The sequence below is a fragment of the Sphingobacterium haloxyli genome (assembly GCF_002980525.1).
GTDB classification, from domain to species: domain Bacteria; phylum Bacteroidota; class Bacteroidia; order Sphingobacteriales; family Sphingobacteriaceae; genus Sphingobacterium; species Sphingobacterium haloxyli.
Window position 1 is genome coordinate 190,464 of record NZ_PVBQ01000004.1, and the last position, 25,864, is coordinate 216,327.

Genomic DNA, 25,864 nt, shown 5'->3' on the forward strand with positions numbered 1-25,864 from the left:
TTATCGCTATATTCCATGTAGTAAAACCCCTATGTAATAATTAAATGTATCAACCTCCAAATCACCTATGCTGTCCACGTTTATAGGCAGAGCCTGATAGACAGAGTTTACTTCATAGCGTGCTTTGGGCTGTCCCTTTTTTCCAATATGTACAGGCATCTTAAAGTCTGGCGTTTCTGCAATCCAGCGGCAAAAAACTTTCCCGTTATCTCGTCGTACGATTTCCAATACAGGAATACTTTTGCGCTGGATATATTGTTCAAATACCGTCGTGAAATCTATGCTGGATTCCGCGTTCAAATACGTTAAGATATCTTGGTAATTTACTGTCTTATGATAAAATGTGCTGTTCAGCCCGCGCAGGATAGCTCGCCACTTTTCATCGCTATCGATAATAGTTCGGACCATGTTGTGTAATACACCTCCCTTCACATACATATCTCCCGAACCCTCCTTGTTGACCCCATAGGGTCCTTGGAGTGGTTTGTCGTTCAAAATCCCCAGTCGGTTACCATTTACGTAGGCTTGACCAGCTTCTTTTCCGTAATGATAATCGATGAAAAGGGCTTCGGAATAATTGGTGAAGCTCTCGTGTATCCACATATCGGCTAGGTCCTTGGCTGTGATGTTGTTCCCAAACCATTCATGGCCAGATTCGTGAACGACAATGAAATCCCATTTTAGACCCCATCCGGTACCAGAATTATCTCGCCCTAGATACCCGTTTTGAAATTTGTTCCCATATGCAATGGCACTTTGATGTTCCATGCCAAGGTGCGCCGTTTCTATCAATTTATAACCATCTTCATAGAACGGATAGGGCCCGAACCAGTATTCGAATGCCTCTAGTGTTTCTTTAGTATTTCTTTGTAAATGCTTGATTTTATTTCTGTTTTCCCTCAATACGTAGTAGTCTATTGAAAGCGGTCCCTTTTCTCCGAGATAGTTTTCGGTTACATGTTCATAGTCGCCAATGTTCAATGCTACATTGTAATTGTTTATCGGGTTGTTTACCTTCCAATGGTATTTCGTATAATGCTTATCCAGCTTTTCAGTCTTTACGAGCCTTCCGTTTGAGACATTCATGACTTCGTTTGGAACAGCAACAGAGATCAACATACTATCTACTTCGTCTGATTGATGGTCTTTGTTCGGCCACCATACACTAGCACCTAGGCCTTGACAAGCCGTTGCCACCCAAGGTTTTCCTTTGCTATCTATTTTCCAATCGAAACCGCCGTCCCATGGTGCGCGAGTGGCGGCAATGGGATGGCCAGAATAATGAACTTTGAAAGAATCGATCTTTCCTTTATGGATGATATTCGGAAAGTCTACGAAAACAGCATTGTAGGACCGTTCAAAAGGTAGTTCTTTTCCTTGGTACTCCACGCGGTCAACCGAAAGGTTTTCAAAAAGGTCAAATTGTAGCTTGTCGAAATCTTCAACGGACTCAAATTTAAACAGATTGATTCCTGATATAAAGCGATTGTTTATATCTACTTTGATATCGAGATGGTAATATTTAATGTCATAACATGTCCGAAGAGGCGTAAGGGTGCCACGAAGGGAGTCTGCTACGTTAAATATCTCTTTGGCTTTCATTAATTGGGCTGTGGCCAAGTTTTGTGCTGTCAAGAATAAGAAAAAAACGATACTATATCGAATGTCCAGTTTCATCAATGATAAGTGAGGTTTATGACGTCCAAAGATAAAGATTTTAAGGCAAATATACACAACGGACGACATCACTGAGCGTAGTCACGAGAAACATTTTGCCATGCTGCCGATAAGTGGTTGATAATATCGGTAGCTGTAATGCTTTTTTCGTGGATAGAGGTTGCGGCGATGTCTCCAGCTAACCCGTGTAAGTACACGCCCAATAAGGCAGCATTAACAGGCGCGTGGTGCTGTGCTAGCAAAGAGGTGATAATACCGGAGAGTACGTCACCGCTCCCGCCCGTGGCCATACCTGGGTTGCCGGTAGCGTTAAAGTGTACGTTTCCATCAGGCAGGACAATAGTGCTATTCGCTCCTTTTACCACCACAATCTGTTGGTAGCGATGACTCCACTCACGAACTTTTTTAATTTTTTCAAAGTCATCCGCCCAAGAGCCTACTAAACGCTCCAATTCTTTGGGATGCGGGGTCAAAATGCTGTAAGAAGGGATGAGAGCGTGCCAGTCGGGATTCTTGGCGAGGATGTTTATTGCATCCGCATCAAATAGGACGGATACCTTCGATGTTAAGCTATGTTGTTTAAGTAATTGAAATAAGGCCTTTTCTGTGTCGGGATGCGTCCCCATCCCCATACCGACACCGATCGCATTATATTTTGTGATTTGTTCAGGAATCGTACTGATGTGTGTTTCGCGGGCGTCAGTCTGCACTTGCGCTTCTGGAAAAGCACTTTGTATTATGGAGTAACCGCAAGCCGGAAGATATGTTGTTATCATTCCACAACCAGTCTTTAGTGATGCTTTACTAGCTAGAATGATCGCTCCGATACTGCCATAACACCCGCCAATTATACAGCTATGACCATAGGTGCCCTTGTGTGAAAACTTTTCCAATGGGGTTACAAATAGCTGTATGTCTTCTTTTTGTGTATAATGATAAGTAGCTGGTATTCTACTTAATATGATTTTGTCTAATCCGATATCCAGTACTTTAAATGTGCCAGAAAAGTGGGCGTATTTTGGGAACAGTAGGCTGAGTTTGGGGCAGCTCAAAGTATATGTAATATTTGCGCGAATAATTGGAGCTTCTAATGGTGTTGGCTTGTCTGCAAAAAGTCCAGAGGGAATATCGACGGATAGCGTAGTATTGGAAGCGGCATTAATCTGATCGATAAGTGTTTTCCAGCTATCATCTAATCGGCGGGATAAACCGTAGCCGAATAAAGCGTCGATAAGAATACTTTTTTCGGGGAATTCCAAAAAGCTTTCAGATGTTATGGGAGTAATAGATAGGCCCATCTCGATCAAACGTTGTTGATTGATTTGATTTTCTGTGCTGTAAGACTCGTGCGCTAGCAAATAAATTTTAACAGTATGTCCGGCATTATATAACATTCGCCCCACGGCCAATCCGTCCCCACCGTTGTTGCCAAAGCCGCACAGGACAACAAAAGAAGCGTGTCGTTCGCCAATATATTGCTGTATCGCGTGAAACAACGCCTCTGCAGCGCGTTCCATCAGTTCAGCAGGAGCAAGATTTTGGCTCTTGATCGTAAGCTGCTCCCATTTATACATGTCTGCGGCTGAAAGGATTTTCATTGTGATAGATTGTTTTTTGTTTAAAAGTAAGGATTTTCTATGTTTTTTTATTGTCGTAGAAAATGCTGGCCGGAAATTTTAGGCATCACTTTTGCAAAGCTTGATACTAGGAAATAAAATTTCAGCTTATGATAAATGGTAGAATAATCATGATGGTCGTCCTAATTTCTGGTTTATTCCTTACTAGCTGTGGAGGAAAGAAAAGGTATGCTGCACTACAAATGCAGCATCAGGATTTGACTGAACGCTATCAACAAAGCCAAATAGAGCTTGCTGAAAGCCGAACGAAAGTTAAAAACTTAGAAGAGCTTTTGGAAATTGAGCGTAAAAACAACGCGTCCTTGCGAGACGCATTACAACGTTTACAGGGAACATTGGATATGAGTATAAACCAAAACACGCAGGGAAATGTTAACATCTCAAAGTTGGTTGACGAGATCAACGCATCCAATAGGTATATTCAGCACTTGGTAAATACGAAAAATAAGAGCGATTCGCTTAATCTCGTGTTGACAAACAATTTGACACGTTCTTTGAGTCGGGAGGAGTTGCGTGACGTTGATGTGAAGGTGTTGAAAGGCGTGGTGTATATATCACTGTCTGATAACATGCTTTATAGGTCCGGTAGCTATGAAATCTCTACAAGAGCCGGTGAAACGCTTAGTAAAATCGCTAAGATTATTCAAGATTATAGAGAGTACGATGTCTTGATCGAGGGGAATACAGATACCGATCCAATTTCGCAAAAGAATATTCGAAATAATTGGGATTTGAGTGTGTTACGGGCATCTTCCGTTGTACAGGCTTTACAAACCCAGTACGGTGTCGACCCTAAACGTTTAACCGCAGGGGGACGGGGCGAGTACAACCCTGTTGCAGACAACACAACACCTGATTGAAAAGCGCGAAACCGTCGTACACAAATTATCATTACACCAAAGCTAGATCAATTTATGGAATTGATCGATAAGGCACCCGAATCAAGTACAGAAACGAATGTAATAGACCCACAAGAGGAGACGACAACTGTCACGGAGTTTTAGTTGGGGAGATTGCGAATTAATTAAGAAAGGAGCAGTACTGGGTGTGCTCCTTTCTTATTAGCGATTCGAACAGGATATGTAATTTTGCTATAACCAAAAAGTTGTCGAAAACTGTTTGTTTTCACTACCTTTGATAGTATGAAGTACTCACGGTTGCGAAGCATAAATAACGATAGAAATAATCTTGGTATTCCATGTGGCCGTTAACAGATTAGTACATATGGAATGGGACATCGCAAAAAAAGACTTTAAGCGCTATTTGTTATTGGAACGTAATCTATCAAACCACTCGATAGATGCATATTTGAACGATGTACAGAAGCTCGAAGCATATTGCAGCTTTAAGAAAACAGAGCTTACCCAGGTAGATGCTCGTTTCATACAACAGTTCCTTGTCTTTATAAATGATTTTAGCATTTCTGCTTTTACGCAAGCTAGACTTCTTTCGGGATTGAGGACGTTTTTTGCATTCCTCCAAATTGAATACGATAGAAAGGACAACCCCACGGAATTAGTGGAATCCCCACGGTTAAACCGTAAAATTCCCACTGTACTGAATATCGAGGAGATAGATGCGCTAATCGCAGCTATTGATCTGTCCACATTGGAGGGAATGCGTAATAAAACCATTTTGGAAGTATTATATGGTTGTGGTTTGCGTGTCTCGGAATTAGTTACATTAAAAGTTTCTAATCTTTATTTGGATGTCGAATTTGTCAAAGTAGAAGGGAAGGGGAGTAAGGAACGCCTTATTCCTATTGGGCATCACGCTATTAAATACTTGAAAATATATCTGGAGGAAGTGCGTCCCCATGTTCCGGTGCAAATGGGGCATGAAGACATTGTTTTTCTGAACAGGCGTGGGAAACAGTTGACACGTGTCATGGTTTTCCTTATTATTAAAGATCTTGCAAAGAAAATAGGTTTGACAAAACCTATTAGCCCTCACACGTTCCGTCATTCATTTGCTTCCCATTTGGTAGAAGGTGGAGCGGATTTGCGTGCGGTGCAAGATATGCTCGGACATGAGAGCATTACGACGACTGAAATTTATACGCATATTGATAAAGATTATTTGCAATCGGTCATTACCCAATACCATCCCAGATCATAAACGTCTGCTTAAATGCAACTAGGTAAACTTTAATTTGCAATACAATTGCATTTGATGTATCTTTGTGCCCGACTTATGACAGCAAAGTTAGGACGGTTTATAGGTGTGATCATGACATTGATTGTTTTATCAACAAGCAGTGGGCTTCACTATACGCATGATGTTATACACCACCATGATTGTTCGTCTTCAGATCATCAAGAACATCCTGAGGCAGATGAATGTTCGCTTTGTTGGTTCGTTTTACATCAAATAAGCCATCATTTCGCGGTTGATGCTTTGTTACCTGATGTTGCGGTAAATGAGTACAAAAGTCTGCACAACGCACGCTACTATTTGTCCTGCCAGGATGGTGCAGAGCGTCTGCAGCAGAACAAAGACCCGCCCCGATATATAAATCCACAACATTCAGATTTATACCATTCATAAAATTTTTGAATAAATGCAATACAAATGCTTAGCCCTATTAGGGATGCTATGGCTTTTTATCGGCTTATGTAACGGGCAACAGGAACACTCGGTGCAAAAAAAAGAACAGGATTCCATCCATTTGCAAGATGTGGAGGTTATCGGGCGTCGCGGTGAATTATCAAACAGCGTACACCGCCTCTCTGCACAGGAAGTACAGGAGAACAAAGGAAAAACGCTGGCGGAATCACTAACGGACATTTCCGGTGTATCCACTATAGGTATGGGAAACAGCATTGTGAAACCCGTCATCAATGGACTCCACAGCAATCGAATTCTTATCTTGAACAATGGTGTGCGTCAAGAAGGACAACAATGGGGGATCGAACATGCACCTGAAATTGATCCTTTTACAGCAGACGAACTGGAGGTGGTGAAAGGCGCACAGGGAGTTCGGTATGGGGCAGATGCTTTAGGCGGAGTCATATTGACCTCGGCAAATGATATTGATTTAGACAGGGAATGGAAGGGGGATATAAATCTGATAGGACAGTCGAACGGACGTGGAGGAGCTGTAAATACGCGTTTTGAGGGTGCTGTAAAAGCCTTGTCTGGATTAGGTTGGCGCATGCAAGTTAGCGGTAAAAAGCTGGGGAATTACAAAGCGGCTGATTACTTTTTGGGTAACACGGGTGTTGATGAATTCAACTATGCCGGAACACTGCAATATAAACGGGACAGAAATCAACTGGAGTTGTATTTTAGTCATTTCGGAACGCAATTGGGCATCTTTCGGGGTGCACATATCGGTACGGTTGAAGATATTCAAGCGCGTATAGACTATGGACGTCCGTTCGAAACGTACGATTTTAGTTATCAGATCGAGGCACCACGACAAAAAGTAGCACATGATTTGGTCAAAGCCTCATGGGAACATCAGTTTCGAACCGACCGCAAATTGGAAGTGCAATATGGGCTGCAGCGAAACCACCGCCGAGAGTACGACTTGCGGAGGGTGGAATCGGACAAGATCCCTATGGCCGATATGGTGTTGACGACACAAAGTCTGGATGTTGTTGTGAAGCAGGGGCATAGTTCCGTAGGTATGCAATCTTTGATACAGGTCAATAATAATAAGCCGGGTACCGGGACGACGCCTATTATCCCCAACTTCGACAGCTATGCAGCAGGAATATTTGCCGTGCATCAATTTCATATCGATCGGTGGCATGCTGAGATAGGTGGTCGTTACGATTTTAAATATTTAGATATTGCAGGGTATCGTTATCGACGAGACGTGAGCAATGACGACGGAACGATTGAGCAATATTTGCTTACGGATACCCGTAGGTTTCACAACGCGTCGGGTACAGTCGGTGCCCTTTATCATTTTTCGTCAAAACTGAGCTGGAAAAGCAATATTGGCCTGGCCTGGCGAGCACCTTCTGTTAATGAATTATATAGTGACGGTGTGCATCACGGAAGTGCGAGCTATGAATTAGGGAATCCCGAATTGCGCAGTGAAAAGGGGCTAAAATGGATAAATGCATTCATATGGAACGATGAGCGTCTACAGGCGACGATGGACGTGTATGCACAGCTTTTATATGATTATATCTATGCACAACCGGACCCAGATGTTGTTCGCCAAACGATCCGAGGTACATTTCCGCTGTTTGCCTATCAGCAGCACGACGCTTTCTTTTATGGCATTGATTTACGTCTTCGCTATGCTTTTTTGGATAAGCTACATTATGACGTAAATGCCTCCATTGTTCGTGCGAGCAATATGGAGTTGGATAACTATTTACCTTATATTCCATCAGCACGCTTTCAACACGCTTTTTCCTGGTCATATATGGGAGAGTCACAAGCAGAAAGTTATCTCAAGTTTGCCCACCGCTTTGTAGCAAAACAAACCCAATATACCGAAGGGATGGACTACGTTGGGCCGCCGCCCGCTTACCACTTGTTTGATGTCGTGGTAAATAAGCAGATCAAAATGAACAATGGCACTGACACATCGTGGAATGTGATGCTATCTGTGGAGAATCTTTTCAATAGTTCCTACAAAGACTATATGGATCGTTTTCGGTATTTCGCCCACCAAATGGGGAGGAATATGAACATAAAAATTTCTTATCAATTTTAAAATTATTACAATCATGCAACAAATTAATCTTTTTATTATCGCGATTAGCCTACTTCTTTTTGCTCCATCTTGTTCAAAAGATGATCCTACACCGGAAGAAGACCAAGAGGAAGTTGGTACAGCTAAGTTAATTTTCACCGAAGTAGAGCGTGAGTTACATAATGGTCATTTTCATTATAACGATATTGAGAACCCAGAAGTAGAAGAAGTCGTATTTGGAGGTGACCAGATGCTTCCCCCAGTAGATGCACACTTACATCTGTATGTAGGTAAGACATATAGATTGGAGTTGTTTGCGACAGACTTTGCCGGACGCGAGACGCGGCAGACGTTTATTGATAGACATGATATTCACCAAGCTTTTATTCTAAAGAACCCGACAGGAAGTCTTGAAGGGACGATGGAATATGTATATGCGGACAGAGATGTCGACAATAATGAAGTGAATGTAGGAGTTACAGGATACTTAACCGTTGCCGAAGAAGCGGATACATTCGTGTTGCGTTATGTATTACGTCATTTAAATCCTGGGGTAAAAGAAAATATCAGTGTTGATGATTGGAGCAATTCCAACTTTATGCAATTCACAGGAGCAAACGATTTAGATTTGAAAGTCGAGGTGCATTTGGTTGGTGAACATGGCCACGACCACTAAAGGAATTTGCTGGCGTATAATTTATATTTTGCATTTCGATTTTAAAGTAATGTAAAAAATAGTATTTTTGCCAGCGAACTTGGTTCCCGTAGTTCAATGGATAGAATTTCAGATTCCGGTTCTGACGATGTGGGTTCGACCCCCGCCGGGAACACACAAAAAAGAACAGCGCTAGCAAAGCGCTGTTTTTTTTAAAATGCTCCTTGCCTTAGCAAATAATATTCGCTATATCACGTTGTAATCGAAATTTTGTAGGAAATTATGTGGAAAGAAACAACGAAATTTCGTATGTTTACCGTATTCGATTATTATAAACAACAAATTAAATCACGAATGAATCTAATAAAACCTATTGCGATAGCATTTTTATTACCTGGATTATTCCAGTTTAGTCAAGCTGTGCCAACGGCTATGTTTGAGGAATCACGGAGTATTCTTCGAGCCGATACATTGTCGTGGGATGCACCGTTGCCTTTTGATCAAGAGGTTAAAACAGGTAAACTGGAAAACGGTTTTCAATATTTTATCCGAAAAAACGTGGAGCCTAAAGATCGTGTTACTATGTATTTAGCGACCAAAGTAGGCTCTATTTTAGAAACAGAGGAAGAAGTAGGGTTGGCGCATTTTATGGAGCACATGAATTTTAATGGTCTCAAACATTTTCCAAAAAATGAACTGGTAAATTACTTGCAAAACGCCGGTGTACGTTTCGGTAGTGACCTCAATGCTTATACGGGTTTTGACCAGACCGTATACCAGTTACCAATTCCTTCTGATGATCCCGAGCTGTTGAAAAACGGATTACAAGTAATGCGTGATTGGGCGCAGGATGCTTTATTGACAGATGAAGAAATTGATAAAGAAAGAGGTGTTGTATTAGAAGAAATGCGGGGAGGACGCGGTGCTCAACAACGTATGCGCGATCAGTATCTTCCGGTTATGCTCAACAATTCTCGGTACACACATCGCTTGCCTATCGGTACCAAAGAAAATATCACGGATTTCCCTTATGAGGTGTTGCGTAACTTCCACCAGAAATGGTATCGTCCGGATTTACAGTCGCTGATCGTCGTTGGCGATATTGATGTGGCGGAGATGGAAGCAGAAGTTCAGCGCTTGTTTGGTGACCTAAAATCGCCCATTGACGCGCCCGAGCGCGTGGAGTATAAGGTGCCTTTATTGGATAAAAACCAGTTCATCGTGGTGACGGATTCCGAAATGACCTATACAACCGCCCAAATTACAATCAAACACACAGAAGAAGAAGTTAAAACGGTACGTGACTTCCGCAGAAGTATCCTTAAATCAGTATATGGCACCATGTTAAATGCCCGCTTGTCCGAGCTAGCACAGTCAGCCAATCCGCCGTTTATCCAGGCGAGAGTGGGGATCGGCGGTTTCCTAGGGGGATTGGACGCATATAACGCTTCGTTCGCGGCAAAACCGAACGAATTTGAGAACGGTTTTAAAGCCTTGGTGCGTGAGCTGGAGCGCGTTCAGAAGCACGGTTTTACCGAGACGGAATTTCAGAGGGCTATTGCGAATATTGAAAAGGGGAATGAAACGATATTTATTGAGCGGGATAAAAAGAAATCAGATAGCTATGTTAGCCGCTATTTGAACTATTATTTGGACGATAGTCCGGCGTTAAGCGATGCTGATTCGTATAATCTGTATAAGCACCTGCTCCCAACCTTAACATTAAAGGAAGTAGAAGAAATAGGCAGAGAATATTACCTAGATACCAACCGTGATATTATTATTATGGCGCCGGACAAGGAGAAAGAAAATCTCCCTGCCGAAGCACAGGCGAATGCTTGGTTTTCCGAAGTAGAGAACGAGGACGTCCTCGCTTACGAGGATAAGATATCTGACCTCCCCTTGCTTGCGGGCAAACCCCAAGCGGGCACGATCACGTCTTCTAGGGAACTTGAGGGTATCGCTGCGAAAGAATTAGTACTGAGCAATGGCGTGAAAGTGGTGTTAAAACCAACCACCTTTAGGAATGATGAGATTCTGATTAGCGCATTCAGCCCAGGGGGGACTTCTTTATATGATGATGCTGATTATTTTTCCGCTGCCCAGTCTGGAAATTTAGTGAACAGTAGCGGTCTTGGCCACTTGAATACGTTCGAGTTGCGCAGGTACATGACCGGAAAGAATGTGAATATCAGTCCCTATATCGGCGAGCGGAGCGAGGGCCTTTCTGGTTATAGCGATAGGGAGGGACTTACTACCGCTTTTGAATTGATCTACGGTTACTTTACGGAACCGCGGATTGAAGAGGATGTCTTTCAGAGCTTTGTTACTAGAAGCCTGTCTTCTATGAGCAATCAAGAAGATGATCCGAATTTTGTATTTTCCAAAGCAATCAATGAAAGTCTGTACGGAGATAATATCCGTCGTGTTCCGATGGAAGCTGAGGACGTAAAGAAGATTAATAAAGATCGCGCACTGGAGATCTATAAGGATCGCTTTGCCGATGCGTCTGATTTTGTTTTCACGCTGGTCGGTTCTTTTACAGAGGAAGAAATTAAACCTTATTTGGAAACTTATCTAGCGGCATTGCCAACGTTGGACCGTCAGGAACAAGCAAAAGACTTGAATATCTATGAGCCAGAAAAGGGATTCGAAACAGTGGTTCGTAAAGGGAAAGAAGAGAAAGCTACGGCGGTTTTACGGTATTATGGCGATTATACTTATAATAAAGTCGAAAATTTAAATATGAGTGCCTTGCAAAGTGTACTGTCTATCAAATTAATTGAACGGCTCCGCGAAGAAGAGAGTGGAGTATATGGTACCGGGGCTAGGGCATCAACAAATAAGTATCCTAAAAATCGCTATAGCTTCACGGTGTCATTTGGTACGGGCGTAGACCGATATGAATCGTTAATGGGCGCCGCATTGGATGAGATTGCAAAGGTTAAGGAAAATGGTCCGTTGGCTTCAGATCTAGAAAAATTTAAAATAGAGCAAAAGCGTCAACTAGAACTCTCGCTAAAAGAAAACAAATTCTGGGTAGGGCAAATTTCAGGTGCCTACCAGCGGGAAGAAGATCCCGCTTATATCAATAGTTATCTGGACGATTTGGACGAAATATCGGTGGAATCGGTTAAAGAAGTAGCCAACAAATATCTGAATGAAGACAAACTCTTTAAGTTCATTCTTTTACCGGATGAAAATAAGAGATAACATTCAATAAAAACAAATTAGAATAGAAAAAAAATGCGCAGCTTTCGGGCTGCGCATTGCTAATAATGTATCGGCGATTAGCCTAAATAAGATTTTAAAATTTTACTACGCGAGGTATGGCGTAGGCGCTGTAAAGCTTTATCCTTGATTTGACGTACGCGTTCTCTAGTCAAGCTGAATTTCTCACCTATTTCCTCTAATGATAATTGGTGGTTTGTTCCTAATCCGAAAAACAAGACGATAATTTCACGTTCTCTTTCTGTCAAGGTAGCCAATGAGCGTTTAATCTCCTCAGATAACGATTCATCAATCAGTATACTATCGGTATCCGGATCTGCATTCTCCAATACATCTAGAAGGGTATTTTCTTCCCCTTGAACAAAGGGCGCGTCCATAGATACATGCCTTCCAGAATTGCTTAAAGTGTCTGACACTTTGTCAACAGTAGTTTCTAAGATGTCAGCCAGCTCTTCGGGAGATGGCTCACGCTCATACTCTTGCTCCAATTTGGAGAAAGCTTTACTGATTTTGCTCAATGAGCCCACTTGGTTCAATGGCAGTCGTACAATACGTGATTGTTCAGCAATCGCTTGTAAGATAGACTGGCGGATCCACCATACGGCGTAGGAAATAAATTTAAAACCTTTTGTTTCATCAAACCGTTTAGCCGCCTTAATTAAGCCTAGATTTCCTTCGTTAATCAAGTCTCCTAACGTAAGACCTTGATTTTGATATTGTTTGGCAACAGAAACAACGAAACGCAAGTTGGTTTTTGTCAATTTCTCCAAAGCCACCTGATCACCTTCGCGAATGCGTTGAGCCAAGATTACTTCTTCTTCTGCCGTAATTAAGTCTACTTTACCGATCTCATGCAAATATTTATCTAACGACTGCGATTCGCGATTGGTAATGGATTGTGTGATTTTGAGCTGTCTCATTTAATATATAAATACCTTTCTCTTTTGAAATGTCTGCAAAAATAGTGAATTTTACCCAAAGTTCCTTCATATAAGTGTAAATTAAATACTCTGTATGAGGAAGTTAACATAGGGGTTTAGTGTAAAATTAACAGCAAAAATTATTCCAAACCCTATATATTACTAAGGTAAAACGTAAGAACTGACGATTTGTTTTATTCGTTTTTCCAAAACGTTCGTTGTAACGCCTTTGTTATGAAGTTATTAATTTAAATAGTGAGTGAAATTTTGATATTCAATAAAACATATTGTATATTAGAATTGTTACTATAAGGTCAATGTGTCATCTTAAAATGGAGAAGTTATGCCAATTAAAATTCATTTAGATAAGATTATGTCAGAAAAGAAAGTCTCGTTGAATGAGCTTAGTCATCGCGTAGGGATAACGCTGTCAAATCTTTCTATTATTAAAAATCAGAAATCTAAAGCAATTCGATTGAGTACCTTAGAGGCGCTTTGCAAGGCGCTGGACTGTCAACCTGGAGATATTATGGAATACATAAGTGACTAAAAACAAACCTGTTATTCAAATCGATATCCTCTCAAAAACTCATCTATTTGCATTCTTTTTTTTCCCTCAAGTTGGAGAGAGATAATGGAAAGCGACCCGTCTTGTGTGGCAAATGATAGAAAAGTTCTTCCGTCGGTGGTATACGCTCCAGGAGCTTCACCAATCGGTTGCCCTTTTTCTGTTTCGAAGATTTTCAAAACTTTTCCATTTAACAGGGTGTACGCCGTAGGGTAAGGGCTTAAACCTCTTATTTGGTTGTACACCTGATCCGTTGGCTTATTCCATATGATGTTACAATCTTGTTTAAAGATCTTCGGTGCTGTTTTTTGCTCAGCCGTTTCCAATTGTGTTTGCGGTATAGGGTGTGTATCGTTATTTTTCAACGCACTGATCGTTTTTAACAGCACTTCCGCCCCGGCGACCATCAATTTATCGTGTAAAACACCTGCCGTATCTCGCGGAGCGATTTCCACTTGTTGTGAGAAAAGTACGTGACCAGTGTCAATCTCGTGCTGTAATAAAAACGTAGTTACCCCGGTATGTGTTTCGCCTTGGATAATGGCATGATTAATAGGAGCAGCGCCCCGATATTGCGGAAGAAGTGACGCATGTACATTGACGGTGCCTAAAGAAGGCATATTCCAAACTACTTCGGGGAGCATACGGAAAGCGACCACAACCTGTAGATCCGCCTGGTAAGACCGGAGTCTTGTGATAAACTCGGGACTTTTAAGTCTTTCTGGTTGCAATACCGGTAACCCCTCTTTTACGGCATACTTCTTAACGGCTGATTCGTGCATTTTCTGCCCTCGTCCTGCCGGTTTGTCCGGTGTGGTGACTACGGCAACAACCTCTTCGCCAGACTGCAACAGTGCTGCCAAAGATGCAACTGCAAAATCTGGGGTACCCATAAATATAATTCGCATATATTTTTCAGTTTTTAGTGTTAAAACGAAATATCGCTAAGTGACAAAAATTATTAACTTTGCGAAGTTACAAAATTAATATTCACCTTGAATTTTCCTTACTTTTTAGCTAAGCGGATCACTTTCATGGGGCATCGAACGTTTTCGAAGCTGATTGTTCGCGTGACTATAGGGGCGTTAGCACTGGCTATTTCCGCCGTTATTTTGTCAGTCGCTATACTGAATGGATTTAAACGGGAAATTATCGACAAACAAAGGGGATTCTTCGGCGATATCATCGTAACGAAAAATGACCTGAGTGCTTCTTACGAAAATACGCCTATTCAATTATCGCCCCAAGACTTAAAGCAGCTAGCGGCCATACCGCAAGTTGTCGATATCACGCCTTTCGCTACCAAAGCAGGCATTATGAACGTGGATGGACAAGTAGAGGGCGTACTATTAAAAGGTATAGATAAAAGTTATAACCAACAATACCTACAAAAAAACATTATACAAGGGGACACACTTGAGTTTTCCTCAGCAGGTAATACGCAGATTTTGATCTCTGAATATTTAGCTAACAGATTACATTTGGATGTAGGAGATAAGTTCATCATGTATTTTATACAGGATCCGATTCGCCGACGTCCTTTTACTGTTAAAGGTATTTATACTACACATTCGGAGGAGTTAGACAAGACCTATGTCATTGGGTCGCTGGATCTGATTAAACGGCTAAACGATTTACAGGAGAATGAGGTGGGGGCATATCAAATTAGGATTACCTCTTTCGATTTGTTAGAACAAACCACACAGGAGATCGACAAAGTCTTACCCATCGAATTAGACGCCACTAATATTGTACAGCAAATGCCTGATATATTCAACTGGTTGAACATGCTCGATATGAACGATAACATTATTTTCGTGTTGATGGTTGTTGTGGCTGTTATCAATATGGTGTCCTCCTTGCTGATTAGTATCCTAGAACGCGCTTCTATGATCGGTGTACTGAAAGCTTTGGGCTGTCCCAACGACAGGATTCGACGGGTGTTTTTATATGGCTCTATATATCTTATTGGCATCGGTCTTTTTATAGGCAATTTAATCGCCATTTCTCTTTATTTTTTTCAAACCCATACACATTTTTTTAAACTGGACCCTTATACCTATTATGTTCATTACGTACCAATGGACATTGCGTGGTATGAATTCGTTGGGCTGAATGTTGCCATTGCCGTAATTGGCTTACTGGCCTTATTTGTTCCGGCGATGCTCATCAGCCGGATTTCGCCAATCAAAGTTATACAGTTTAAATAATCGAGATAAGTTTGTCCGATAGCTTTTTGTATGTTTTGATTAGGAAATCGGCTAAAGTTTTGCTATTTTCCGCTTCTATTTGTTATTATAACAATAGTTACTTCTATGGATAAACTTTTGCATCACATATCAGCGGCATTTTCAACACCGATAACGAACCCTGTTCTGGTGTTCACTATTATCCTTACTATTATTCTAGTCTCGCCAATTATTCTGCGGCCTATCAAAGTGCCGGGCATCATCGGACTGATTTTGTTTGGCGTGCTTTTAGGACCGCATGGTTTGAATTGGCTGGCAAAAATTGACAAGGATACACTACAAGGAAATGGGGTAGATGCAATCGACCTATTTTCTACGATTGGACTTTTATACATTATGTTTATCGCCGGGCTAGAATTGGAGATGAACGAATTTAAGAAAACCCGAAACAAAAGCTTATTGTTTGGTTTTTTAACATTCATTATTCCTATTAGTATAGGTTTCCCCGTTTGCCGCTATTTCTTGGGATATGATCTTTTGCCAAGTATACTGATAGCAAGCATGTTCGCTACGCACACACTGGTGTCGTATCCGATTGTCAATAGTTATGGGATCTCGAAGCGGGAAGCCGTAGCAATTACTATTGGGGGAACGATTTTAACCGATACTGCGGTGCTGATTATTCTTGCTGTCATTGTCGGTGCAACACAAGGCGAAATTAACCAAGATTTCTGGGTGACCTTGGGTGTATCGTTCGTACTCTTTTTATTTATCATGTTCGGGATTATCCCACGGATTGCCAAGTGGTTCTTTCAGAAAATTGAAAGCGAAAAAACAGCACATTATATTTTCGTTCTTGCGGTGGTTTTTTTTGCCGCATTTCTTGCCGAAATTGCGGGGCTGGAACCGATCATCGGTGCATTCGTTGCGGGATTAGCATTGAACAAGCTAATTCCGCATTCCTCTGCACTGATGAACAGAATAGAGTTCATTGGGAACGCTATTTTTATCCCTTTCTTTTTAATTTCAGTGGGGATGATAGTAGATGTTAGCGTGTTAATGAAGGGGCCTATGGCGCTTATCATTGCAGGAACATTGACTGTTGTTGCTGTAACCGGCAAGTTCCTGGCGGCAACTGCAACCAGTTTTTTTGCGAAATATACCAAAAATGACCGGAACTTAATCTTTGGGTTGAGCAATGCGCATGCGGCCGCTACGTTGGCCATAATCATGGTAGGGTACGATAGGGGAATTATCGATGAAAATGTCTTAAATGGCACAATCGTGTTAATTTTGATCACTTGCATCATAGCATCCTTGGTAACGGAAAACACATCTCGTCGTATCGTGATGGAAGGGCATCAAGATGATGAGCATATTGAGCACGTTCCTGAACATGAAGAACGTCTATTGTTGCCTATAGCAAACTTAGACACGATGGAACCAATTTTGGATTTTGCAACATTGATAAAATCGAAAAAATCCCCACATCCACTTCATATTCTCAGTGTAGTAGCAGATAATGCACAAGCGGAGAGAAACATGACAAGTGCGCGGAAGAACTTAGATAGCATGGCGAAATACGCGTCGGGATCAGAGATGGAAGTCGATCTTCTTTCCACTATCGATTTTAACATTGCAAGTGGTATCGGACGTACGTCAAAAGAATTGTTAGCAGATTGTCTGATTTTAGGTTGGCCAAGTGCTACGTCCTTTATCGATAAGATTGTTGGCGAGAAGACGGCGAGCATTTTAAACCGCACGGATGCCAATTTGTTTATGTGTAGGTTCGATAATCCTTTCCTTTCTAACAAATCCATTATAATTTTTGTTCCCCCTTTAGCCGAATCGGAAAAAGGATTTGAATACTGGATGGAAAAAATGTTGAAATTAGCTGGGGAGTTAACGTTGACGCTCAAATTTGTGTGTGACAAACGTACACAAACGGCGATTTTGGAAGTGTTAAAGATGCTCGAAACGAGTGTTCCTTGCTCGTTCGACAACTATGAAGACTGGGATAACATATATGGATTGGCGACCTTTAGTAATGCGGATGCGCTATTGGTATTTGTATCGGCACGTTATGGAGATGTATCTTATCGCGATTCACTAGATGGCCTGGCGAAAAGGGTAGGGCGTTATTTTAAGAAACAAAACCTGATTTTGATTTTTCCGAGCCGTCGTGAAAACCAGCATATTGATGATTACGAAGACGTTCCAACAGCACCGATTTTCCGTAAAATCAGCCGTGAAATTGGCAATATGTTTACTAAAGAATAAAAACTTTACGGTTTATTTGTTTTTTCGGTTGGTTGACTCTCTAGCAAGAAGCAGCGGTTCAATTACAACTGGTGCTTGCTCTGTGCGCAAAGTAGGTGCTTGTTCGATAATTTGGAGGAACATCTTTGCGCAAGCAGTCCCAATTTTTAATGCCTGTTGATCAATGGTGGAAAGACTTGGTATGATGTGTTCCGAAAAATTTTGATTCGCAAAACCTATCACACCAATTTCTGGAGGTATTATGTTCTTGTCGTGTAATGCTTTGATAATTCCAAGCGCTACATAATCGTCACCGCCAATGATGGCGTCTGGACGTTCCCGGAGTTTCAGTAGTTGATGCGTGCCGTTATATCCCCCTTCCACGTTCAGCTCACCGCGTATAGTGTATCCCGGATTTGCGACAAGCCCGGCCTCCTGGAGAGCATGTAGATATCCTTCATACCGTTCTTTAAAAATCTTAATCGTATGTTTGGTGGTGATATATGCTATCTTCTGATAACCTTCGTCCAATAAATGTTTTGTTGCAATATAACCTGCATGTAGGTCATCAATCTTCACCATAGGGCATTGCAGGTCGTTATGTGTACGGTCAAAAATGATAAGCGGTTTGCCCTCTTCTTTAACTTTTTCAAAATGAGATGGGTCTTTTGTCTCCAAAGACATAGAGGCGACTATGCCATCTACTTGTGCCTCTAAAAGAGTCGTTATACCATTCTTTTCAGCAGTCAACGATTCGTTGGTTTGGTACAGTAGAATACTGTAACCAAACGATTTTAAAGACAACTCTAGCGCGTGGACAACTGACGCGAAGAACTGGATCTGGGCGGTCGGAATCAATACGCCAATTGTATAGGTTTTGCCCGAAGTAAGGGACGAGGCGATTTTATTGGGACGATAATTCAAGCGCTTTGCCGTTTCTAAAACAGCTTTGCGAGTGGATTCGCTTATGGTTGATATATTATTCAATGCGCGAGATACCGTGGATACAGTGATATTGAGCTCTCTTGCAATGTCGTAAACCGTCGTTTTCTTAGCCAAAATGTAATCTTTTTAAATTTAATTTTTGTAAATATAAAATTTATTCAATAATTTTATGCAAGCGGTTGCATTACAATCGTTTTATATTTTATAAGAATATGTTATTATTAGGGATAGATTTAGGCACCTCATCTATTAAGGTCTCCGTTGTGGATGCGGCAACTAACACCAAACTAGTTTCGACGAGCTTTCCGGAATCAGAGGCACCCATATTGTCTGATCGAATGGGGTGGGCTGAACAAGATCCAAAGACTTGGTGGTCTCATACAAAGGAAGCTATAAAAAAAGCACATAAGAGCGGATTATATAATCCAAAAGATATTAGTGCTATCGGAATAGCCTATCAGATGCACGGTTTGGTAGTTATTGATAAGGCACACAGGCCACTGCGAAATGCGATTATCTGGTGTGACAGTAGAGCTGTAGAACTAGGGAACGACGCTTTTTCCAAATTGGAAGAACAGTCGTTTTTAACAACCCATTTGAATTCTCCCGGGAATTTTACAGCTTCTAAACTGGCGTGGGTAAAGCAACATGAGCCGAAGTTGTATGACCAGATATATAAGTTTATGTTGCCCGGTGATTATTTGAGTATGTGTTTCACGGGGGAGATAAATTCGAATGTGAGTTCGATATCGGAAGGCGTCCTATGGGATTTTGCAGCAAACCGTTTGTCTGAAACGTTATTACATCACTATGGTATTGAGGAAACATTAGTTCCGGCATTATTTCCTGTTTTTTCGACCTATGGTAAGATCCGTCCAGCCGTTGCCCAAGAATTGGGGCTCTCGCCCGAAGCTGTCGTGACCTTTAAAGCGGGAGATCAACCGAACAACGCCCTTTCGCTGAATGTGTTCGAACCGGGAGAAGTAGCGGCAACCGCAGGAACATCAGGGGTCATTTACGCAGTGACAGATAAACTCGTTTATGACAGCCAATCTCGAATCAATACTTTTGCTCATGTAAATTATGAAGATGATAATCCCAACCTGGGGGTTCTGTTGTGTATCAACGGGACGGGTATTCAGAATAGTTGGTTGAAAAAAATATCGGCGATGGGATATGACTATCCGCAAATTAATGAGTTGGCTGCAACCGTTCCTATAGGTTCTGAGGGCGTCCAAGTATTACCTTTCGGTAACGGTGCAGAGCGGATGCTGTTGAATAAGACGGTGCATGCACATATCGAAAATCTGGACTTTGTACGTCACGATGCTGCGCATCTTTGGCGAGCGGCGCAGGAAGGGATTGCTTTTGCATTTCGATATGGCTTGGATATTATGCGAGAGAATGGCATTCAGCCGGAAGTTGTTCGCGCCGGATACGCTAATTTATTCTTGAGCCCTATATTCCAACAATCTTTTGCCGGTGCCACAGGGATTGGTGTTGAGTTGTATGATAATGATGGCAGTGTTGGAGCTGCATTAGGTGCAGGGCTGGGGGCTGGTGTATATGTCAGTCGCAGGGAAGCGTTCTCAAGCCTTAAAAAGCGCGCTACTATAGCGCCAACGCATGTGGAGTTATATGATGAATTATATTATAAATGGAAAAAAAGTCTAACACATAAACTATCAATTTAAAACATGATGAATATTTTATTAGGAAATCAAGAGTATTTCAAAAACATCGGACAAGTAAAATATGAAGGCAAAGATTCAGATAATCCGCTTGCGTTTCGTTGGTATGATGCCTCCCGTGTGGTAGCGGGAAAGACAATGGCTGAGCATTTCAAGTTTGCGTGCGCCTACTGGCATTCTTTCAACGCAAACGGGTCTGACCCTTTTGGTGGCCCTACCTTATTTTTTTCTTGGGACAAAAAAACAACGATTTTAGAGCGCGCGAAAGATAAAATGGATGCCGCTTTCGAGTTCATGACCAAAATGCAGCTTGCCTATTATTGTTTCCATGATGTCGATTTGATTGACCACACGGACAATATTGAGGAGAATGAACGTCATATGGCACAAATCGTGCAATATGCAAAGGAAAAACAGCAACAGAGCGGGGTGAAGTTATTATGGGGTACGGCGAACCTATTTAGCCACCATCGTTACATGAATGGTGCCGCTACCAACCCAGATTTTAGTGTACTGTCACATGCCGGAGCACAAGTGAAGACCGCGATAGATGCTACCGTTGCTTTGGGTGGGGAAAACTATGTTTTTTGGGGCGGACGAGAGGGCTACATGTCGCTCTTAAATACCAATATGAAAAGAGAGCAAGAGCACCTTGCACGCTTTCTTCATATGGCAAGAGATTATGCGAGAAAACAAGGATTTACAGGAACTTTTCTGATTGAACCGAAACCATGTGAGCCGACAAAGCACCAATATGATTACGATGCGGCTACCGTGATAGGATTTTTGCGACAATTTGATCTGTTGGATGATTTTAAGTTGAATCTAGAAGTAAACCATGCAACGTTAGCGGGACATACTTTTCAGCATGAATTACAGGTTGCTGCAGACGCCGGCTTATTGGGATCTATTGACGCGAATCGTGGCGATTATCAAAATGGATGGGATACCGACCAATTTCCCAACAATTTAAATGAGCTCGCTGAAGCCTTGCTTGTTATTTTAGAGGCAGGTGGGTTACAAGGTGGAGGTGTAAACTTCGACGCAAAAATACGCCGAAATTCAACCGATCCGGTAGATTTGTTCCATGCGCATATAGGTGGTATGGACAGTTTCGCGAGAGCTCTTATTATCGCAGACAACATCTTACAACATTCAGATTATAAAAAGATACGGACGGAGCGCTATAGTAGCTTTGATAGCGGTACAGGAGCTGATTTTGAAAGCGGCAACATGCGATTGGAGGATTTACGAAACTACGCCGTACAATACGGAGAGCCAACGTTAACCAGTGGTAGACAGGAATATATTGAAAATATCATAAGTCGATTTATTTAATTTTTAAATTCTTTTATTACCTTAGCAGCCGTGATCAAATAAACCGTATGAACAATATATTATCAACTCCAGACTATTTAGTTTTTCTCGTTTATTTCGTAATCGTCGCGACATATGGAATCTGGGTCTATAATAAAAAAAGATCAAAGGTAGCTGGGGGAGACTCCAAAGATTATTTTCTTGCAGAAGGTTCGCTAACATGGTGGGCTATTGGAGCATCGTTAATAGCCTCTAATATTTCTGCAGAACAGTTCATTGGTATGAGTGGTTCTGGCTTTAAGATGGGGCTTGCGATAGCGACGTATGAGTGGATGGCTGCTATTACGTTAATCATTGTGGCTGTGTTCTTTATCCCTGTTTATCTAAAGAACAAGATCTTCACTATGCCACAATTTCTGCATAAGCGTTATAATGGTACAGTGGCGATGATTATGGCTGTTTTTTGGCTAGCACTATATGTCGTGGTCAACCTAACATCCATTTTGTATTTGGGCGCCCTAGCGGTGAGTAGTATATCTGGTTTTAGCTTGGAATTCTGTATGTACGCTATTGCAGTGTTTGCGGTTATCATCACGTTAGGGGGAATGAAAGTAATCGGATATACGGACGTTATCCAGGTCTTTTTTCTAATACTTGGTGGCCTAGCAACAACGTATCTCGCGTTAAGCCTCGTTTCAGAACACTATGGTGGTGAAGGAATTTTGAACGGTTATGCTATTATGACAGACAAGGCCTCTGAGCATTTTGAAATGATTTTTGCAAAGGATAACGAGAACTATTTGGATCTACCGGGATTATCCGTCTTGATCGGGGGGATGTGGATTGTCAACCTCAATTATTGGGGTTGTAATCAGTATATTACGCAGCGGGCGTTAGGTGCTGATTTGAAAACGGCGCGTAACGGCATCTTGTTTGCTGCTTTCTTAAAATTATTGATGCCGATTATCGTTGTACTTCCAGGTATCGCTGCTTATGTGCTATGGAAAGATGGGCATTTCCAAGCGGAAATGTTACAGGGAGGAGAGCTGAATCCGGATCGTGCTTATCCGGTACTGTTAAATTTATTGCCGTCAGGTTTGAAAGGTTTATCATTTGCGGCTTTAACAGCGGCGGTCGTGGCATCTTTGGCTGGAAAGGCAAACAGCGTGGCGACTATCTTCTCGCTCGATATCTATCAAAAAGTATTTAACAAGACCGCTTCTGAAAGACAATTAGTTAATACTGGTAAGATCACTATTATTGTATCTATGATACTCGCTGTACTGATCGCTCCACATTTAGGTATCGATAAAAAAGGAGGCTTCCAATATATTCAAGAATATACAGGTTTTGTCTCGCCGGGTATCTTTGCGATGTTTATCCTTGGCTTCTTCTGGAGGAAGACAACCTCTAACGCCGCTCTATTTGCGACCATAGGTGGATTCTTGTTGTCCGTTTTCTTTAAATTCCTGCCAAATTTTGCTGACTTATCCTTTTTAAACCCAACAGGTTTTGCGGTGATAAATCCGGCAAGTGGATTATATGAAATACCTTTCATCGATCGCATGGGGTTCGTATTTGTAATTTGTATCGTCAGTATGTATATCATCAGCAAAATTGAGAACGCTCGTGGTGTGGTACCAAAGGGATTAGAAGTCGATACAAAGATGTTCAAAGCGCATCCAGGTTTTGTCGTCGGTGCACTTTTGGTGACGTTGATAACGGCCGCTTTATATATCATGTATTGGTAAAAAGATGGTGGATGCCGATACCCGGTCGATCGGGTAAGTGGCATTCACCATCTAATATCTTCATACCGTCATATACATCGTTGTTAATTAAGAGCGCACCATCGAGGTCAGCCCAATCCACGATAGGAGCCAACTGTGCGGCAGCAGTAATAGCACAAGACGTTTCTGTCATACAGCCGAGCATTACCTTCATATCTAATGCTCTTGCGAGCTCTGCCATCTTTTTTGCTTCGCGCATGCCGGTGCATTTCATCAACTTGATATTGATGCCTGTATAAACGTGTTTTAAACCAATAATATCGCTATAGCGTTGACATCCTTCATCGGCAATCGTTGGAATAGGAGAGCGTTCTGTTAACCAAGCCATATCGTCTATTTGTTCTTTAGGCATGGGTTGCTCGATAAACACGACATTACGCTCGGCAAGCCAATGTGCCATCTCTAGTGCCTGTTCTTTGTTTTTCCAACCTTGATTGACATCCGCACATAAAGGAACATTTGTTACAGACCGAATGGTATTGATTATCATCTTATCGGTATCCAAGCCGAGTTTGACCTTTAAGATCTTGAACTGTTCTGCTTCCAATACCTTTTTGTGTATGATTTCTTCTGTATCGATTCCGATCGTAAAGGAAGTTGGCGGTATAACACGAGCATTTAATCCCCATATTTTGTGGAATGGCTGTGCCATTAGCTTTCCCAGCAGATCATGGAGGGCTATATCGATACAAGCTTTAGCTGCGGTATTCTTTTCCTCGACGCTGTCTACGTAATGTAACAACTCCTCCGTATCAAAAGGTGAGCTAAACGTAGATAAGTCAATCTTATTCAGGAATTTGGTTACACTTTGTTGCGACTCACCGAGATAAGGCGGCATACTGGCTTCGCCATAGCCGACCACACCTTCATATTCCAGTTCCGTCAAAATAACAGGTGTACTGGTACGGCTGAAAGAAGCAACCGTAAATACATGATTCATTTCCAAGGTATAAGGCTGGAAGCGTAGTGTAAATTTTCCCATTTTCCTTGTTGTCCAATCTGCTAGTCTAGACATAGTGTTATTTTATATTGTAATAAGGGTTTTCTGCAATTTTCTGAATAGCGATATCGTCGACACCTATGTAGCGACGTGCGGCGACAATGGTACGGGCACGCTCTTCGTCATAATCCGATGCACCATGCAACAGGTTATTGATCCTTACCATACTACCAGCCGCATGAATAAACGCGCCATCGCCAATGTACAAGGCCACGTGTGTTATGCCAGGATTTGGCCCCTTTCCCTTATTGGATGCAAAGAACAATAAATCAGCGGGACGTAGGTTTTGCATTGCCAATTCCGGTGCAAAATTTTCAGCACTGTCCAGAATCTCAATGGGATTCCCAGCTGCTATCTGTTGTGACGCGTCCCGCGGAACAATATAGCCGTTCATAAAAAAAGAGATTTTTGTAAAGCCACTGCAATCTATCCCTTTTGCCGAGGTTCCACCCCAGAGATACGGTGAACCCAACATAGATTTTGCGCTTGTCAGGATATTATCGGCCGTGGCTTGCCTCGTTGCTAGCCAATCGACAAATAAAACCGCTTCCTGTTTCGGAATGTAGGCAATCCGTTGATCAGGATAAGCCACCTTAAAAAAATTCTGGTCTTCCACTAGGAGAACGAAAATATTGCCATATACTAAATCGGAGACCCGTGGACTACTTGTTTTCGGTTGTGAATAGGACTTTCCAAACTCGCCCGTATACAGTAATTTGGGCGCTTTATTCCAGATGGATAATTCCGCTTTATCCATCCGGATGATAGAGGAGGAGGGCACCCATGCGATATACCCATCGGGAGTCCGTATGCGATAATGGCTGCTCTTTTCTTGTAAAATATCAACTTGTGTACCTAACAGCAGCTGGGAGGCCATTTCTGCTGTATGGGAAGGATTTGTACGGAGGTTAGCAACGGATATGTTCACGATACCGTAAATATGTTCGCCAAGTGATTGTTCGGGTAAGAGGTTGACCTTGAAATCCCCGGATAGAGCAGCAAATTGAGCTTGGAGTATTTCCTTAATGTCGCTTTCGCTAGTTTGAATCTTGTAGGTGTCCTGTGTCGCATCCGCCTCGGCAATTTCCAGCAGTTTTGTCCGCTTATCCGGCGCGTATTCTTTTTTTGTAGTCTCGACGAGGTCTTGAACTCGAAAGTATATAGTTGAGTCTACTTGTGCAGATGCCGATATCGTATATAGAATACTACCTATCAGATAGGTAGCTTTATGGAGAAAGTTTACGCTTTTTGTCATGATAGACACGAAGATATGCAATATAATGCAAAACAACGCGGATGTAAAGGTACTTCCCTTCAAAAGACTGTTC

19 protein-coding genes and 1 tRNA gene are annotated in these 25,864 nt (G+C 41.9%); 13 read left to right on the top strand and 7 right to left on the bottom strand.

The features are described 5' to 3' along the window. Nucleotides 1-6 precede the first annotated feature (6 nt). Nucleotides 7-1,677 carry a M1 family metallopeptidase gene (locus tag C5745_RS06530; RefSeq protein WP_243403269.1) on the bottom strand — a complete coding sequence of 557 codons (1,671 nt, stop codon included), beginning with the start codon at nucleotides 1,675-1,677 and terminating at the stop codon, nucleotides 7-9. Between the two features lie 68 nt (nucleotides 1,678-1,745). Next, entirely contained in the window at nucleotides 1,746-3,275 is a 1,530-nt protein-coding gene (locus C5745_RS06535; protein ID WP_105716190.1) for an NAD(P)H-hydrate dehydratase, read from the bottom strand. Nucleotides 3,276-3,403: 128 nt separating this feature from the next. Between C5745_RS06535 and C5745_RS06540 the strand changes: the two genes are divergently transcribed. The 7 genes from C5745_RS06540 (at nucleotide 3,404) to C5745_RS06570 (ending at nucleotide 11,839) form a co-directional block, all read left to right on the top strand. Then, complete coding sequence (locus C5745_RS06540) at nucleotides 3,404-4,174, top strand: OmpA/MotB family protein (protein ID WP_449448535.1); 771 nt, start codon at nucleotides 3,404-3,406, stop codon at nucleotides 4,172-4,174. 364 nt (nucleotides 4,175-4,538) lie between these two features. Further along, a complete protein-coding gene (xerD, locus tag C5745_RS06545; RefSeq protein ID WP_105716191.1) occupies nucleotides 4,539-5,432 on the top strand; it encodes a site-specific tyrosine recombinase XerD in 894 nt (297 codons plus the stop codon). 75 nt (nucleotides 5,433-5,507) lie between these two features. After that, entirely contained in the window at nucleotides 5,508-5,861 is a 354-nt protein-coding gene (locus tag C5745_RS20055) for a hypothetical protein (protein ID WP_133166306.1), read from the top strand. Nucleotides 5,862-5,874: 13 nt separating this feature from the next. After that, on the top strand, nucleotides 5,875-7,992 hold the full coding sequence (locus C5745_RS06555; RefSeq protein ID WP_105716193.1) for a TonB-dependent receptor: 2,118 nt from the start codon (nucleotides 5,875-5,877) through the stop codon (nucleotides 7,990-7,992). Nucleotides 7,993-8,005: 13 nt separating this feature from the next. Further along, complete coding sequence (locus C5745_RS06560; protein WP_105716194.1) at nucleotides 8,006-8,647, top strand: hypothetical protein; 642 nt, start codon at nucleotides 8,006-8,008, stop codon at nucleotides 8,645-8,647. Nucleotides 8,648-8,729: 82 nt separating this feature from the next. Further along, nucleotides 8,730-8,801: transfer RNA gene (locus C5745_RS06565), tRNA-Arg, on the top strand. Between the two features lie 179 nt (nucleotides 8,802-8,980). Beyond that, complete coding sequence (locus tag C5745_RS06570) at nucleotides 8,981-11,839, top strand: M16 family metallopeptidase (protein ID WP_105716328.1); 2,859 nt, start codon at nucleotides 8,981-8,983, stop codon at nucleotides 11,837-11,839. Between the two features lie 77 nt (nucleotides 11,840-11,916). On the opposite strand, the gene C5745_RS06575 is transcribed toward C5745_RS06570, so the two are convergent. Continuing rightward, nucleotides 11,917-12,777: a sigma-70 family RNA polymerase sigma factor gene (locus tag C5745_RS06575; RefSeq protein ID WP_105716195.1), complete on the bottom strand. Its 861-nt coding sequence runs from the start codon at nucleotides 12,775-12,777 to the stop codon at nucleotides 11,917-11,919. Between the two features lie 343 nt (nucleotides 12,778-13,120). Here C5745_RS06575 and C5745_RS06580 point away from each other — a divergent pair, with 343 nt between their 5' ends. After that, entirely contained in the window at nucleotides 13,121-13,327 is a 207-nt protein-coding gene (locus C5745_RS06580; protein WP_105716196.1) for a helix-turn-helix domain-containing protein, read from the top strand. 11 nt (nucleotides 13,328-13,338) lie between these two features. Here the strand turns inward: C5745_RS06580 and fmt are convergent, their stop codons facing one another. Then, nucleotides 13,339-14,253: a methionyl-tRNA formyltransferase gene (gene fmt / locus C5745_RS06585; protein WP_105716197.1), complete on the bottom strand. Its 915-nt coding sequence runs from the start codon at nucleotides 14,251-14,253 to the stop codon at nucleotides 13,339-13,341. Between the two features lie 126 nt (nucleotides 14,254-14,379). Here fmt and C5745_RS06590 point away from each other — a divergent pair, with 126 nt between their 5' ends. Next, entirely contained in the window at nucleotides 14,380-15,555 is a 1,176-nt protein-coding gene (locus tag C5745_RS06590) for an ABC transporter permease (RefSeq protein WP_243403270.1), read from the top strand. A gap of 105 nt (nucleotides 15,556-15,660) precedes the next feature. After that, entirely contained in the window at nucleotides 15,661-17,814 is a 2,154-nt protein-coding gene (locus tag C5745_RS06595; protein WP_105716199.1) for a cation:proton antiporter, read from the top strand. A 12-nt stretch (nucleotides 17,815-17,826) separates the two neighbouring features. On the opposite strand, the gene C5745_RS06600 is transcribed toward C5745_RS06595, so the two are convergent. Next, on the bottom strand, nucleotides 17,827-18,852 hold the full coding sequence (locus C5745_RS06600) for a LacI family DNA-binding transcriptional regulator (protein ID WP_105716200.1): 1,026 nt from the start codon (nucleotides 18,850-18,852) through the stop codon (nucleotides 17,827-17,829). 98 nt (nucleotides 18,853-18,950) lie between these two features. Here C5745_RS06600 and C5745_RS06605 point away from each other — a divergent pair, with 98 nt between their 5' ends. From C5745_RS06605 to C5745_RS06615, 3 genes are read left to right on the top strand one after another with little or no spacing between them, the layout of a single operon-like run. After that, nucleotides 18,951-20,432: a xylulokinase gene (locus C5745_RS06605; RefSeq protein ID WP_105716201.1), complete on the top strand. Its 1,482-nt coding sequence runs from the start codon at nucleotides 18,951-18,953 to the stop codon at nucleotides 20,430-20,432. 3 nt (nucleotides 20,433-20,435) lie between these two features. After that, nucleotides 20,436-21,767, top strand: coding sequence for a xylose isomerase (xylA, locus tag C5745_RS06610; RefSeq protein WP_394342063.1), 1,332 nt, complete (start codon nucleotides 20,436-20,438; stop codon nucleotides 21,765-21,767). A 47-nt stretch (nucleotides 21,768-21,814) separates the two neighbouring features. Further along, nucleotides 21,815-23,497, top strand: a complete 1,683-nt coding sequence (locus tag C5745_RS06615) for a sodium/sugar symporter (protein WP_105716202.1) — start codon at nucleotides 21,815-21,817, stop codon at nucleotides 23,495-23,497. Here the strand turns inward: C5745_RS06615 and C5745_RS06620 are convergent. Continuing rightward, complete coding sequence (locus C5745_RS06620; RefSeq protein ID WP_105716203.1) at nucleotides 23,484-24,551, bottom strand: dipeptide epimerase; 1,068 nt, start codon at nucleotides 24,549-24,551, stop codon at nucleotides 23,484-23,486. The genes C5745_RS06615 and C5745_RS06620 overlap by 14 nt on opposite strands. 4 nt (nucleotides 24,552-24,555) lie before the next feature. Continuing rightward, entirely contained in the window at nucleotides 24,556-25,791 is a 1,236-nt protein-coding gene (locus C5745_RS06625; RefSeq protein WP_105716204.1) for a C40 family peptidase, read from the bottom strand. Nucleotides 25,792-25,864: the final 73 nt, after the last annotated feature.